This is a genomic window from Sphingomonas sp. GW821-FHT02B09, from assembly GCF_059421875.1.
Genome location: NZ_JBWKVV010000014.1, coordinates 1 through 13,575 on the forward strand (window position 1 = coordinate 1; position 13,575 = coordinate 13,575).

The 13,575-nt window shown below is 65.3% G+C and carries 20 protein-coding genes; 13 read left to right on the forward strand and 7 right to left on the reverse strand.

Features of this window, described 5'->3' with window-relative positions:
- Positions 1 to 61: 61 nt before the first annotated feature.
- From AC07U4_RS23700 to AC07U4_RS23715, 4 genes are all read right to left on the reverse strand, one after another.
- Complete coding sequence (locus AC07U4_RS23700; protein ID WP_495197397.1) at positions 62 to 427, reverse strand: hypothetical protein; 366 nt, start codon at positions 425 to 427, stop codon at positions 62 to 64.
- A 58-nt stretch (positions 428 to 485) separates the two neighbouring features.
- Positions 486 to 2,519, reverse strand: coding sequence for a ParB/RepB/Spo0J family partition protein (locus tag AC07U4_RS23705; protein ID WP_495197398.1), 2,034 nt, complete (start codon positions 2,517 to 2,519; stop codon positions 486 to 488).
- Positions 2,520 to 2,553: 34 nt separating this feature from the next.
- Positions 2,554 to 3,450 carry a DUF7146 domain-containing protein gene (locus AC07U4_RS23710; RefSeq protein WP_495197399.1) on the reverse strand — a complete coding sequence of 299 codons (897 nt, stop codon included), beginning with the start codon at positions 3,448 to 3,450 and terminating at the stop codon, positions 2,554 to 2,556.
- 103 nt (positions 3,451 to 3,553) lie between these two features.
- On the reverse strand, positions 3,554 to 3,751 hold the full coding sequence (locus tag AC07U4_RS23715) for a hypothetical protein (protein ID WP_495197400.1): 198 nt from the start codon (positions 3,749 to 3,751) through the stop codon (positions 3,554 to 3,556).
- Between the two features lie 297 nt (positions 3,752 to 4,048).
- Between AC07U4_RS23715 and AC07U4_RS23720 the strand changes: the two genes are divergently transcribed.
- From AC07U4_RS23720 to AC07U4_RS23750, 7 genes are all read left to right on the forward strand, one after another.
- The gene (locus AC07U4_RS23720) at positions 4,049 to 4,507 is read left to right on the forward strand and encodes a sigma factor-like helix-turn-helix DNA-binding protein (RefSeq protein ID WP_495197401.1); all 459 of its coding nucleotides are present in this window, start codon (positions 4,049 to 4,051) and stop codon (positions 4,505 to 4,507) included.
- Positions 4,508 to 4,536: 29 nt separating this feature from the next.
- Positions 4,537 to 4,887, forward strand: coding sequence for a hypothetical protein (locus AC07U4_RS23725; protein ID WP_495197402.1), 351 nt, complete (start codon positions 4,537 to 4,539; stop codon positions 4,885 to 4,887).
- 39 nt (positions 4,888 to 4,926) lie between these two features.
- The gene (locus tag AC07U4_RS23730) at positions 4,927 to 5,397 is read left to right on the forward strand and encodes a hypothetical protein (protein WP_495197403.1); all 471 of its coding nucleotides are present in this window, start codon (positions 4,927 to 4,929) and stop codon (positions 5,395 to 5,397) included.
- Between the two features lie 175 nt (positions 5,398 to 5,572).
- Positions 5,573 to 6,316 carry an autoinducer binding domain-containing protein gene (locus tag AC07U4_RS23735; RefSeq protein WP_495197404.1) on the forward strand — a complete coding sequence of 248 codons (744 nt, stop codon included), beginning with the start codon at positions 5,573 to 5,575 and terminating at the stop codon, positions 6,314 to 6,316.
- A gap of 80 nt (positions 6,317 to 6,396) precedes the next feature.
- Positions 6,397 to 7,023, forward strand: coding sequence for an acyl-homoserine-lactone synthase (locus tag AC07U4_RS23740; protein ID WP_495197405.1), 627 nt, complete (start codon positions 6,397 to 6,399; stop codon positions 7,021 to 7,023).
- Positions 7,020 to 7,979: a phytanoyl-CoA dioxygenase family protein gene (locus AC07U4_RS23745; protein ID WP_495197406.1), complete on the forward strand. Its 960-nt coding sequence runs from the start codon at positions 7,020 to 7,022 to the stop codon at positions 7,977 to 7,979. The genes AC07U4_RS23740 and AC07U4_RS23745 overlap by 4 nt, the downstream gene beginning before the upstream one ends.
- Positions 7,976 to 8,368 (forward strand): MarR family transcriptional regulator, encoded by a 393-nt coding sequence (locus tag AC07U4_RS23750; RefSeq protein ID WP_495197407.1) that lies wholly within the window; start codon positions 7,976 to 7,978, stop codon positions 8,366 to 8,368. Before AC07U4_RS23745 ends, AC07U4_RS23750 begins: the two co-directional genes overlap by 4 nt.
- A 43-nt stretch (positions 8,369 to 8,411) precedes the next feature.
- Here AC07U4_RS23750 and AC07U4_RS23755 read toward each other — a convergent pair whose 3' ends face one another.
- From AC07U4_RS23755 to AC07U4_RS23765, 3 genes are all read right to left on the reverse strand, one after another.
- Positions 8,412 to 8,657 carry a hypothetical protein gene (locus tag AC07U4_RS23755; RefSeq protein ID WP_495197408.1) on the reverse strand — a complete coding sequence of 82 codons (246 nt, stop codon included), beginning with the start codon at positions 8,655 to 8,657 and terminating at the stop codon, positions 8,412 to 8,414.
- Positions 8,658 to 9,025: 368 nt separating this feature from the next.
- Complete coding sequence (locus AC07U4_RS23760; RefSeq protein WP_495197409.1) at positions 9,026 to 9,454, reverse strand: helix-turn-helix domain-containing protein; 429 nt, start codon at positions 9,452 to 9,454, stop codon at positions 9,026 to 9,028.
- 100 nt (positions 9,455 to 9,554) lie between these two features.
- Positions 9,555 to 9,971 carry a hypothetical protein gene (locus AC07U4_RS23765; protein WP_495197410.1) on the reverse strand — a complete coding sequence of 139 codons (417 nt, stop codon included), beginning with the start codon at positions 9,969 to 9,971 and terminating at the stop codon, positions 9,555 to 9,557.
- A gap of 221 nt (positions 9,972 to 10,192) precedes the next feature.
- On the opposite strand from AC07U4_RS23765, the gene AC07U4_RS23770 reads away from it, so the two are divergent.
- From AC07U4_RS23770 to AC07U4_RS23795, 6 genes are all read left to right on the forward strand, one after another.
- Entirely contained in the window at positions 10,193 to 10,534 is a 342-nt protein-coding gene (locus AC07U4_RS23770; protein ID WP_495197411.1) for a hypothetical protein, read from the forward strand.
- A complete protein-coding gene (locus AC07U4_RS23775) occupies positions 10,531 to 11,319 on the forward strand; it encodes a DsbC family protein (RefSeq protein WP_495197412.1) in 789 nt (262 codons plus the stop codon). The genes AC07U4_RS23770 and AC07U4_RS23775 overlap by 4 nt, the downstream gene beginning before the upstream one ends.
- Before the next feature lie 164 nt (positions 11,320 to 11,483).
- Positions 11,484 to 11,801 (forward strand): hypothetical protein, encoded by a 318-nt coding sequence (locus AC07U4_RS23780; protein WP_495197413.1) that lies wholly within the window; start codon positions 11,484 to 11,486, stop codon positions 11,799 to 11,801.
- Positions 11,802 to 11,909: 108 nt separating this feature from the next.
- Positions 11,910 to 12,176: a type IV conjugative transfer system protein TraL gene (locus AC07U4_RS23785; protein ID WP_125659870.1), complete on the forward strand. Its 267-nt coding sequence runs from the start codon at positions 11,910 to 11,912 to the stop codon at positions 12,174 to 12,176.
- Positions 12,177 to 12,184: 8 nt separating this feature from the next.
- A complete protein-coding gene (locus tag AC07U4_RS23790; protein ID WP_495197414.1) occupies positions 12,185 to 12,823 on the forward strand; it encodes a TraE/TraK family type IV conjugative transfer system protein in 639 nt (212 codons plus the stop codon).
- Complete coding sequence (locus AC07U4_RS23795) at positions 12,807 to 13,568, forward strand: type-F conjugative transfer system secretin TraK (RefSeq protein WP_495197415.1); 762 nt, start codon at positions 12,807 to 12,809, stop codon at positions 13,566 to 13,568. The genes AC07U4_RS23790 and AC07U4_RS23795 overlap by 17 nt, the downstream gene beginning before the upstream one ends.
- The last annotated feature ends 7 nt before the right edge of the window (positions 13,569 to 13,575 follow it).

Consider the following 13,575-nt stretch of genomic DNA (forward strand, 5'->3'; position numbering starts at 1 on the left):
GGGAGCGCGGCTTGCTATCGCTCAAGGCGATCCTGCCAGCCATGCCGGACGCCGCAAATGGTCATGCCATCTGCTGCATCTCGACCTGGCCTTCCGAGCGATAGGTCTGGGTCGGCAGGGTCTGCTCGAACCGGCGCAGCGCGGCGAACACCGCCTCGCGATCGGTGCGGGGATCGCACGGCCAGTCGGCGGTGCGCTGTATGATGACCTGCGCAGTTTCCAGCGCGTCATATGCTTCGCGCATCGTCCAGGCGCCGTCGGCGTCGGAGCCGCCGACTCCTTCCTGCATCATGCGCTTCAGGGTCTGGCGTGTCACGGTCTCGCCGCGTTCGAACAAGCGCGCGATCGCCTGTGCCACGGCGAACAGGCGCGCATATCGGTCGGGCTCACCGCCATCGGCAGCGAGCGCCAGCATCGGCTGGGTCATGGACGTCCTTCCGGATAGGGAAAAGGCGGGGCCGGCACACGCCGGCCCCGGAGTGGAATCAGGCCGCTTCGTTTCCGGCGAGATCGATCTGGTCGTTGGCTACCGGCGGGGTATTTCCATCGGCCTCGTCACCGGCCCCGGCATCCATAAACTCGACCGGCGGTGGTCCGAAGCGCATGGCGTCGGGTACCCACGCGAGCGCGCGCGCCTTGACGTCCGCCTCGACGATCGTATCCCCCGCGAACAGCCGTTCGGCGGAGGCGGCGAGGTCGTGCTTCTTCGAGGCGCCGTAGCGTGCCCTCAGTTCAGCGCCGCCGATCTCCTCGAAGAGCGCAAGGATCGATCTGACCGGCTGCTTGTCGAAGAAGTTCTGCGCGGTCGGCCGCCACCAGGCCGCGACGTCGATGTCAAGTTTCCGGCCGAGCCGGTCGAGCAGTGGCGCGCCATCGTTCTGGCCAGGTACCGCATGGAGTGTCCGCGCCACTGCCCAGCCCAGCCACGCTGCCCGCGCCTCGTCGCCGAGAGTGCAGAAGGCGTCGTAGCGTTCCACCATGCTCAAACGAGCGGTCCAGCTGCGGTCGAGCGCGGCGTCGAGTTTCGTCCATTCCGCCGCCGCGGCGGTACCGCTCTCGAAGTCGCGCACCCGCGCGGGTGCCGCATCGGCGCGCAGTTCGCTCGGTATGTCCCCGCCACCGAAGGTGCGCATCGACCGCTCGGCCATGACGAAGGTGGCGAGATCGAGCGCGAACGCCGGATCGCTCGCGACATGGACCGCGAGCAATTCGGTCTTCATCGTCGCCAGACGGTCGATCTGGACCTGGCTCATTGCGGGCTGGTCGGCGACCGGCTCCTCAGCGTCCACCTGATCGGCAGGCACGTCAGCCTCGCGCCCGTCACCGTCCCGCCCTTCCTCGACCCTGTCGCCCTTGTTCAGCGGCGTGGGCAAGGCGAAGATTTCGTCGTGGAGGCGCGGCTGACCATCAGCGCCGATGACCAGATAGGCCAGCGCGTTAGCGCGCTGCGCCTCGTCGAGCACCGCGGGACGCCCCTCGATCGCGTCATATTCGGCCTGCAGCGCGGCGACGCGCGCATCGTCGACGTCCCCGGACTGGTAATCCGGGTCTTCCGATGCGGTCTCGATCACGCCGAGTTCGGCGGCGATCGCCTCCAGCCGCTCCTCCTGCCCGGGCGTCAGCGGCTCCCGCTCGGCTTCGATGGTGTCGAAGCTGTACGTCTCCATATAGGGGACGATCGGGCCGGCGACGGTGCGCACCTCGGCATAGCCTTCCCGCATCCGCAACTCCTCGGCGGTCTTCGCCAGCGCCTCTTCGGCAAGCCGATCAACGATGTGCGTGTCGAGCCAGCGCTCGTTCTCGGCGTTGGTGAACAGGTCGCTATAGGGCTTGCCGCCGGCGGCCAGATAGGCGTCCCGCCCGACCAGCCGGCAGCGTGGATCGCTCGCTGGATAGCTGTAGGACTCGATCTTCCGGCGGATTTCACTCGGATTGTTGCGATTGGGTCCGTCGCGCAGCAGTTCGTAGACCGCCGCCTGCCGTGCGGTGTCCGGGGTCGAGCCATAAGCCTCGGCGATCTGGAGCGATATCTCGCCGGCTTCGAGCGCATCGAACACCGGCTCGGCGAGATCGGCAAGCCGCAACCGTCCGAGGACATAGTGCTCGGTGCGATGCACCCGTTTCGCCAGATCGGCCGGGGCGACGCGCTCGATCTGCACTGCGTCCTGATAGGCCCGGCATTCCTCGGTCGGCGTCAGGTCGGCCCGGATGATGTTCTCGATGAGGCCGACCTCGATCGCATCCTTGCCGTCGCGGATCAGGATCGGCACCGGATAGTCGGCGTCGAAAACGCCGTCCTCGATATTGGCGTTGACACCGTCGAGCCGGCTCCCGCCGGCGCTGACATAGTAGAACCCCTTCCGGCGCGGCACGGGGCGGCCGACGAGGTTCTGGATAATGCCCTTGGCGGCGATGCTGGCCTTCATCTCGGCCCGGAAGGCGGCGCTGCGCTTCTTGCGCACGTTCTTCGGGTCCACGATCAGCCGCGATGCGGGTACGAGGATGGGAAGCTGGGACATGGGGCGGTTCTCCGTATGCCTGCGGACCTGACCGTCAGGCCGCCTGCCGCAGCCCTTCCACTCCCCCTCTCCTCCGGGCGCGCAGCACGTCATTCCAGTCGTTCAGGCCGTACCAAGGCCAGATGGTCTCGATCGTACGGCCCGGCGCGGCATGCGCGATCGCGGCGGCAGCGGCACCACGGCGACCGGCGGGATCGTTGTCGGGGAGAAGGATCAGGCGGCGCACCGTGTCGGGGATTGCCACCTTTGCCATGCGCTGGCTGCCGAGCACCGCCCAGACCGGCAGGCCTAGCAGGATCATCGCCGACAGTCCGGATTCCACGCCTTCTGCCAACGCAAGGTTGTCGTTCGCGACCGCGAGGCGGACGGCGCCTTGTTCCGGGCGTCCCCACAGTCGCCGTGGGTTGGTCAGGTCACGAGCGCGGCGCCCGAAGCGGTCGAGGAAGGTGCGCTGCAGCGCCATCAGTCTAGGTCCGTCGGTGACCGCAGCGAGCATCGCCGGACGCAGCCGGAACACCCGGCCAGTGCCCAGCGGCGTCAGCGGCTGGAAGCGGAGCGTCGGGGGGGCGATGTCGATCGACCGGCGAGCGAGGTAGCGACCGGCAAGGTCGTCGTCGACGAGGCTGCCGTCGGTCCAAAGGTCGAGCATACGCTGGCGCCGCCAATGTGCGACCCGGTCATCGTTGGCCGATGCACGTGCGACGCCGCTACCGCGATCGAGCGCCTCCGGCCGGATACGCGCGATCGCGTGCAGTACGTCACGTGTGTCGCAGCCGGCGAAACAGTGGAACAGCAGCCGGGTGTGGCCGACCCGCACCGACAGGCTGGGTTCGACATCGGCATGCGCCGGGCACAGGCACATGCCGCGATCGTCGCGCCATGTGCCGCCCAGCCGACGAACGAGGTCGGCGCCAGCGCCCTCGAGGATCATGGATGTTCGGGATCGCACAGGGATGCTCCGGAAGAACGGCCAGGGGCGCGTCATGAACGCAGCACCGTTTCCCCTCCCCGCTCCGCATCAGACCGTTACAGGGTCAATGGGGTATGGCCCTGAGGCCGCGCTCGTCGGCGATCGTCTCCTCCAGGAGATCCGCCGCCTGACGGAGATGCGAAAGCGCATCCGCGTCCAGATCGCATCGATAGCTCTCGAGCATGGCACGGGCCGCCCGCGTCATCATCAAGGCCTGCAGGCGGGTCATCGCCTCGTCCGCCGACTCACTCATCACCGCCATCCTGGTTCATTTTCGCAGCGGAAGATGCTGTATTGATCCGTATCGTATCGGCAACGAGGCGCGATACGATGGCGTCACAAATCCGGAGGAGAATGTGATGTACGTTGCACGGCAAACGGGCCGTGTAACGCCTTTCGATGTTCGGGAAATGCCCGCTTCCGATTTGCCGCGTGCGATAACGGATGATGAGACCGGATCGCCGAGCTTCGATCCAGCGCTGAAGCATCGGCAGATCGTTATCTCGCGGAAGGTATAACGCCTGAGTCGGATGTTGACGAATCAAGGCAGCGAGAGAGCATGAAACCACCGGCAAGAGACGAGATCGATGCCCGGCCCGAAGACCCGTTCGATCGTGTCAGCCAGCGGCAGCGGATCTACCTGCGCCACGTCGCTCGAAACCTGAGTTCGAAAGAAATCGCGGAGATCGAGGGCGTCAGTGCTCGTGCGGTCGACAAGCAATTGTATTTGGCCAAGACCTTGATCGGTGCGGCGACGCGTGCGGACGCCGCCCGGCGCCTGATCGCCTATGAGGAGGGGGTAGAATCTTTCTACCCTGCAAACGCTCTACCTGTTCAGGAGCCGCTTCGTCCGCTTCCCCTACCGGTGCCGAACAGGCGCATGCCGGTGAACCTCATCAAGGCACGCGAGATCATGATCTGGAGCGCGATCGTCGGGATCGCGATCACGATCGGTCTGGCGGTCGCCGCGATGCTGATCACCGCGCTCATGATCCTGTTTGGCGCCAGATCAACCTGAGTGGCGCTGCGGCGCCGATGGAGGCGCCAATGCAAGTCCGATCCACCCTTTCGAACACTGCCCTCACCGTTGCGGACGATCTGCGACGGGCCGAACGCTCGATCAATCTCGCGACCCGCAATACGGCGCAATTCCTGATCACGACCCTCGATGCCACCGAGGCGCATGGGGTCTCGGCTGCCATGACTCACCGCACGGTCAAAGCGACGGTGGGAGCGCTTGCCTCCCTCGTCGAGGGCCAGACCCAGATGGTGATGCGCGCGCATCCATCCGCGGAGCGCGTGGGGCGGCAACTCGGTCTGAACGAGACCAGCTTCGGCGAGGTGCTGCCCAAGCCCTCGCGAGCCGAGCCGAGCGCGGAGCATCATGTCGCCGCCTGACCGGCGAAAAGAACGAGGACCTGGTTTATGCATGCTCCCATGACGACCAATCTCATCCTCGCCGGCCTCTACAATGCCGTGCTCGTTGGAACCTGCGCATATGCATTCGTTCGGGGCGGTCGCCCCGAACGGATCGGTGCCGCGGTGTGCCTGCTGGCGTCCTATGGAACGGGATTGCTCCGGATCGTGTGGCCATCGCAGTGGTTACCGACTGGCATGTTGGTCGTCGCCGTCGATATTGCGAGCATGGCAGCATTCTTCTGGCTCGCCACGTCCACGATCCGCTTCTGGCCGATCTGGGCGTCCGGATTCATGTTCGGCAACGTCGCCGTCACGATCGCGGGCGCCATATTCCCGCATGTGCACCTCTTCTCGTTCCATACCGGGCTGGGCGCCTACGCTTATCTCACACTCGGCGCTCTGGGAGTGGGGACATACCGTCTTGGGCCTCATCCCGACCCAATCGTCAGGAATGGATCGAGGAAGCTCTGGCTTCAGTATCAGGGGTAGATAGCCGCCCCCAGCGTAGCAAACCGGCAGATCCTGATCGAAGACAAGCGACCGCTCAAGCCGAGATTTGGCAGATCGCAAGCATGTCGAGTTTTCATCAAGAATGGTTTGAACAGGAAACCCGAGCAGGATCGATAACAATAATCGTATATGCAGATGGGAGAATGAGATGTTCATGTCGCTTGAACTCAATCGCTTCATTTCCCTTTTGAGATCGTCCACCTCGGCCGATGATCTGGTCGAGGTGCTCGCCAATTTCACATGCTGGCTCGGCCTCGAGCGCTTCGCGATGGGGCATCACGTCGACCTGCTGCGCCCGCCTCGCGATGCGATCCAGGCGACGAACTATGACATGCGGTGGATCGCGCAGGTTGTCGAAAGCGGCTATCTCGCCGACGATCCTATCCACGCGATCAGCATGAAGACCGTGGCCGGCTTCCGCTGGGACAGCATCGACGTCTCGCGGTTGTCGGTGCGACAACGGACGATCCTCGAACAGGCCGCGCAATACGGCCTCGTCGCCGGCTACACCATCCCCGTGTCGCTGCCCGGCGAGTATTTCGGCACCTGCTCGTTCGCCGCGCGATCGTTCGATCGGCTGCGCCCGCTGGCGCTGGAGCTGAGCGGCGTGATCGCCACGGCGGCGTTCCAGAAGGCGCGCATGATCATGCAGAAGCGCGATGGACGCGGCGAAGCCGTCATCCCCGATCTGCGCCCGAGGGATCGCGAGGCGCTTATCCTGGTCGGGCGCGGGAAAACCGACGAGGAGATTGCGCTCATCATGGGAACATCGCGCTGGACGGCGCATGAAAGCGTCGAGCGCGTGCGTTGCGCCTATGGCAATCTCCCGAGACCGTCATTGGTGCTGCGGGCGGTGTTCGACAACCAGTTCTCGTTCGCGGATGTATTTCGCCGATGATCGCAACCCCCTTTTCAGGGGTTTGAACAAGACGCCGAGTTCAGGCGACCAATCTCCCGTTCCACTCGCACGGGGGATGTATGATCAGAATACTCGACGGCTTCAAAGGGCCGGGCTACGATCCGCTGCTCGACGCGATGTTCCGCGATCGCAAGCGCATCTTCGTCGATCTGCTCAAATGGGATGTGCCCGTCGTTCGCGACACATTGGAGATCGACCAGTTCGACGGTGAGCGCGCCATCTACTGCATCGCCACCGACGATGCCGGTCGCCACCTCGGATCTATCCGGCTTCTGCCGACCGATCGGCCGCACATCCTGGCCACCATCTTCCCCGGGCTTTGCCTGGGAGAGGTTCCGCAGGCCGCGAACGTGTGGGAACTGAGCCGCGGTTGTCTCAGTCCCGATCTCGCCAGCGGCGACCGGCTTCACGTTCGCAATCTGCTCACCACGGCGGTCGTCGAGTACGGGCTGTCACGGCGGATAGCAGCGTACACCTGCATCGCCGATTTCACCTGGTACGGCCAGATCCTGATGCTCGGCTGGGACTGCTGGCCGCTGGGTCCGAGGCAGAAGATCGGCAGGTCGATGACCGGTGCGTTGCAAATCGACATCGATGCCACCACGCCCGGCAAGCTGCGTGCCGCCGATACCTACGTGCCCTGCCGGATGGTCGACCTCGATGCCGTCGTCATGGGGCGGGCATGATGGGCGTCGAACCGATGACGATCTCGCCGCGCGCCTCGACCGATGCGGAAGCGTGGACCGACAGCCTGCGTGCGGACGGTTATTGCATCATCCCCGATGCGATGCGGTCGGCAGACGTTGCCGTCCTGGCGGCCGATCTCGCACCCGATTTCGACGAAACCGCGCTGTCGGTCGGTCCCTTCTACGGCGACACGACCAAACGCTTCCACAGCCTGCTTAGCCGCTCGCCGTTCGCCGCCGCGTTCGTCGCACATCCGCTCATCCTGGAGGTGACGCGCGCGATTCTTGGTCCGTTTTGCGATCACATCCAGTTGAACCTCACGCAGGCGATCGAGATCCTGCCCGGCGGGGAAACGCAGCCGCCCCACCGCGATCAGGACATGTGGCCGATCCGGTCGCCGGGCGTCGAGTATCTGGTCAACGTCATGTGGCCGTTCACGCCGTATACCGCGGCGAACGGCGCGACGATCGTCTGGCCCGGCAGTCATCTGCGCCAGGACGAGATCGTCATGGCCGAAGATGACGCGATCGCAGCCGAGATGCATCCGGGATCGGTACTGATGTTCCTTGGCTCGACGCTGCATGCCGGCGGGGCCAATCGCACCGCCGCATCGCGGCGGGGCATGGTGATCAGCTATAGTCTTGGCTGGCTCAAGCCCTACGAGCTGCCGTGGCTGGCCTATCCGCCGGAGATTGCGCGGACCTTCTCCCCCGAAGTCGCCGACCTCGCCGGCTACCGTGCCCACCGACCCAATCTCGGTACCTACGAGGGACGGTGTCCGTCGAGATTGTTGCGACCGTCTGCCGGACCGGAACGACCCGGGGCGATCGACGCCCTGCGACCGGAGCAGGAGCAATTGATCGGCGCCTACCGTGCCGGACAGATCCCGCCCGGCAGCACCGCCGAGCAAGTCATGGCCTGGGCTGCTGCGAGCAAGGAAGGTATAGGGGCGTGACCGATGGCGCACGCCCGGACCCGAACGACGCTCGCACGGCCGTCGTCTGTCGAATGCTCGTCCGTGAACGCGCCATCGTCGGCGAGGCTTTCGGCAGGTCCTTGTGCGCCAACCCGGTCTGGAACATGTTGCTCGCTTTGTACATCGCGCGGTGCGAGCAACGGTTCGTCATGCTGACGGCGCTTTGCGCATCCTCCTACGCGTCGGAAGGTACGGCCTATCGCAGGATCGCCGATCTCGAACGGCGCGGTCTCGTCGTTCGGAACGACGATGTCAGGGACCGACGCCGGGTGGAAATCCGTTTGAGCGACGATGGCGTCGCGCTGGTCGGCGACGTGCTGTCGCGGATCGATCTGCTGATCACGTCGATCGGGCCCGAAGGCGGGTGAGCCCGGCTGGCTGAATGACCCATATGTTCCGGCAAATGCTGGATCAGCCGGTGCGCATGTCTTCGGCGGTATCCTTCACCATCGACGCCCAGTACGCCAGCGCTATCCCGGCCCCGGGATCGGTCTCGCCAGCGAGGCAGGCGTACATCGCCAGGTGATCGCCGACCTCTCCGATTTCGAGCAGCCTGTTCCGATGCAGCATCGTCAGCACGAGAGCGGCAAGATGGCCGATGGCCCTGACGATCGTCGGATCGTCCAGGGCCGGAACGGCCGGGTCGACGTCGTCCACACATACCTCCTGTTACCCGTGACCACGGGAGCAGGTTGACTCCCGCGCGCTGCTGGCGCGGGAGCCGGGGCTGGTAACACGTCGAGACATGCGCCTGTACTTTTAGCGCCGGGGCGCCTGGACATGGCACAGGCACCCCGGCGTGAAACACACCGAGTTGCCGTTCTCGACGGGATTACCAGTCCCGGCGCTGCCGCTTTGCAGCGCACGATCGGATTACCAGCCGGTGGCGGTTCTGCCAATACGCGCGGGGAAGTTTCGCGTGGCCTGACGCCATCGACGATCGGCTTCCCTGTCGCCGACCCGGCCATGCCGGGGAAGCATACGCTATCGTAATGTGCGTCAGTTGAGCCGAATTGCCTTCGCCCTCAAGCAGGCTGGTGTCGCACCAGCACCTCGATCGGAGCGGTCGCGATCGCGTCGACGCATCGATCTTCCAAAGGACCAAGCGCGGACAGCAACAGATCCCGGGGAAAGACGCGACCGCGTTCTTCGTAGAGCGTGGGGATGAACAAGTAACCGGTCGTGAAACCCAACGCCCAGGCGCAGCGCAGATGGTCATCCACCGTGGTCTTGGGACTACCGCTCTCGATCTCGCGAAGCCAGCGGACCGCGACCCCGACCTTCTTCGCCAGATTCTTCTGACGGATACCATCACGTGTTCGTCTCGCTTCAATGCACCAGCCGGAAATGATCTTGATGCCTTCGAGTTTTTCGTCGCCGAACCGTGGTCCCCTTCGAGACGACATCCCCATGCCTCCCCAAAACCGATCATTCGGATGGTCGGACATGAACATGAATAAAGTGTTGTGACTCACATCAAATGAAGGGCGCGACATCTTCTGTCCGCGTCCGGCATGCATTGGCGCGACGTGCGACCTGGAAAGATACCGTCGGTCAAACGGGCCTGATCGTACGAAGCATACGGTATGCACGGCTGATCGCCTCCTCGCCGGCGGCCCCGAGGCAGGACAAACCCGCGGCGTAGAGGCGGTTGACCTTCGGCGGCTTCGGCGTTGCCGCTTCCAGTGACACGCGCTCGCGTAACCGCTCGGTGATGTCCGCGAGATGGCTGGTGAAACCGACGAAGCGGACCTCCCGCCCGACCAGGCTTTGACATGCCGGTGTGTCGAGCATGGCCGCGAGAACCGCAGGCGCGAGATCATCGGCGATGGTCAGGCCGACGAACACGGTGGCGCCGAAAGGCAGCAGGCTGCGAGCGACCAGGCCGACACGCCGATGACAGTCCAGCAGATGGTCGAAGCCCGCGTCCGACAGGCACAGCTTGTACGTCCTCGATCCTTTCGTAGCCATTCCAGCCTCCATGGTGATTCTGCGTAACCACTCGCTCGGGCGTTCGCGCCCTGTTCCAGAAAGCGGCATTTAAATGCCGCTTTCGGCATTGAAGTGCCTCCGAGCGGCACTTCAATGCCCATCCCATTGCGAACCCGGCGGTGCATCGGTCATCCAGGCGTCGTTCCGATGACGGAGGCATCGCGGGCCGGCAGGCCGACATGTCCTCCTCACCGACACAGATGAAATCAGCCACCGGAAGCGTGCCGTCGAGCCGCTTTTTCGGACAGGAGGAGTATTGCCCGATGCCGCTCGCCTCTCCCGGCGCCTTTACGTTCCTGCTCGCGCAGGCGCCCGCCTTGTGCGGAACGCCACCGCTGTCGGCTTCTGTATCGCCGCCCAATGCCGGGATCGTCCAGCGTGACGAGACTTTCGCCATCGTCTCCGGCGGAGAGCCGGACCTGGACAAAGTACCGGAGTCCGTTCCGATCGGTCCTGAAAGCCTGAAAATCGGCAGCACGGTCCAGATCGACCAGAATTTGTTGGTTGCCGGGACGCCGACCACCGTGGGAACGCCGCGATGAACCGCCATGTCCTTCATCGGCTGGGCACCTCGGTCATCCCGATCGTGGGCATGACGCTCGCCGTACCCGCCCACGCGCAGACGGCGCCGACACCGCCATCTTCTCCGGAAATCGCGCGTCAGGCGGACGCTGCGCAACGCCAGCTCCGCCAGACCTTCACGAACTTGCAGTTCGAGGAGTTCGGTCCTGCGCCGGTCGAAGGCCCGATCTACCAGGCCAACGCCGGCGGACGCATCGTCTACTACGCCCCCAAGTCCGAGCATCTGCTGTTCGCGGCGGTGTACGACAGGAACGGTGTCAACGTCACCGCGCTGGCACAGGAAGCCGCCGCGACGAAGCGGCTGAAGAAGATCGATCCGACACAGGCGCTCGCGATCGGCCCGGCAGGCCCACCGACGGTGATCGAGTTCACCGATCCCGACTGCCCCTATTGCCGCGCGCTCGACCGGTTCTGGGCGGCGAAGGCGGCGGAAGGAAAGCGGGTCCGCCGCCTCGTCTTCTTCGTCAGCGGCATTCATCCGGAGGCGGCGGCGAAGGCCGAGCATATCCTGTGCTCGCCCGATCCGGCGGCGGCGTTCGAGAAGATCTATGCCGGTGCCGCGCCGAAGGTGCTCATCACCTGTGCCGCCGGCAAGGCGAAGCTCGCCGCACACGACGCGGTGGTCGCCGGGATCGGTATCGGTGGCACGCCGACGATCATCGTCGACGGGCGCATCATTTCCGGCTTTCGCCAGGACGAGCTCGAAGCCTCCCTGAACAAGCCGGCGGCCCTGCCCGCTGACTGACCCTTTCGTGGCGGTCGCTCGGGCAAGCGCCGGGCGGCACGGAATGCCGGGGGGCGCGGGCCTGACGGGGCCGTCCGACGCGCCGACGGGGTCGTGACCGACAGCATCGGCGTCGCGACCAGGCATCGTTCCGGACAGCCCCTGTTACCAAGGAGTAGACTATCATGATCCGTACTTTCGGGCGCCGTGCGCTGCCCGTCGCGAATATCGGCGTACCGCTGATCGCCATGCTGGCGCTGTCGATGGGGGCGGCGCACGCCTTCACCGCGCCGGCCGCCGGCGACCTCGGCTACGACATCTACGACATCGTCGTGAACAAGGGCGTCAAGGGTCCGCTCGGCTTCGTCGCCGGCGTCGCCGCCTTCCTGTTCGGGGTCAGCCGCCTGTTCTCGAACATCATGGTCGGCATCCCGACGATCGTCGCGGCGGTCTGCCTGATCAAGTCCGACACCATCCTCCAGACCTTCGGGATGGTGATCTGAATCGAACCGGCAGGGTGCCGGTCGGTGCCCTGCCCCATTCCTCGGCGCCAATCCCGGCGCCGGGACAACCGCCCCGCGCACGGGGTGATGAAGCAGGGGAGAAGAGCGATGGACGAACGCCTGCCGCAATACCTCCACCGGCCCGTCCAGATCCTCTGGTTCGGTGCCGACGAATTCCTCGTGGTGGTGTCGACGATCTTCGTCGCCGTCATCGTCGGCGGCCTGATCGGCTGGGCGCTGATCCTCGCCCTTCTCCTTTTCATCCCCTGGAAGCGCACCAAGCCGCGCGGTTTCCTGCCGCATCTCGCCTGGCGCTGGGGCCTCGTCTCCTTCCCCCATTATCCGGGTCCGACCCAGACCCGCTTCTACGAGTGAGCCCGGTCATGTCGCTCTATCGCCCCCGCGCCGAGATGCCCACCGACCCGCTGGCCGACAAACCCGCCAGCTTCGGCATCCACCGCTTCCTGCAAGGATCGTCGAACCTTTTCGAGGAGAACCGGCTGCTGAAGTTCGCCATCGCCGGGTTGTTCGGGATCACCGCGGTGCTGGGCGCGGTCGTCTACAGTGCTGACCAGAACCGCCGCACCGTGGTGGTGCCGTTCGCGAGCGGCGGCGACCTCTACGTCACCGGCTCGAAGCCGTCGGCCGATTACCTCAAGGCGATGACGCGCAACGTCGTCGCGCTCGCCGGCACCTATTCGGCCTACAGCGCCGACACACAGTTCCAGGCGCTGCTCGGGATCGCACACCCGTCCGCGTTCAACGGACTTCGCGACAGCTTCAACGCAATTCTCGACGAGCTCACTGACAATCCGACGCTCTCGATCGCCACCTACATCCGCCCCGACCAGCCCGTCACCGTCTCGGATCACGACATCGTCGTACCGGTCGAGAAGGTCCGCGTGATCGGCGGCGTCGTCCGCAAGTTCCGCGGCAACCTGCACATCCGCTTCACCATCGACAATGGCCGCTTCTGGCTGACCGGCCTCACCGAGGAGAATTTCGATGCCGAGCTTCGGTAATCGCGCCTGCGCATCCGCGCTGGCGCTGCTCGCGGCCGTGCCTGTCGCGGCGCAGTCCATCACCGCGCTGCCCGACCAGCGTAGCACGATCCGCCTGTCCAATCGCGACATCAACCATGTCGTCTGTCAGGGCGGCGAGATCGAGGACGTGAAGTTCTCCGCCGAGAAGGGGCTGGCGGTCGAGAAGGCCGGCTCGGACGCCTGGATCAAGTTCCTGGTCCGCGAGACGGACGACAGCGGCAACGTCACCCGCGCTTATGTGACGACGCCGTCCGAGTTCTTCGTGTCGTGCAACGGCGCGATCTACCCGCTCTATGCCGAGCCCGCCGACATCCCGGCGCAGACGGTGATGCTGGTGCCCGGCGCGACGCAGCGTGCCCGCGCCAACCAGGATCTGCTCGGCCCGCTGGTGGAGGAAGAGCGCGCGGTGTCGGTGACGCTGGCGATGCTGCAGGACCGGGTACCGGCGAGCTTCACCACGGTCGCACCCGAGGCGGCGGATATCCGGCTCGCCGGCCTGCCCGGCGCAACCTTGCGCGAACGGCGGCGCGTCGAGATCGACGGCGCCGGGCTGTCGGCGTCCGAATATGTCGTCGCCACCACCAACGCGCTCGACCTCGACGAGCGTGTACTACTCGATCGGCGCCTCGGTGCGCGGATCTTCGCCGTCAGCGCTGACCGTCTGTCGCTCCGCCCCGGTGAGGTTGCGCGCGTGATCGTCGTACGTCGCGGAGACGTCCGGTGAGCGGCGT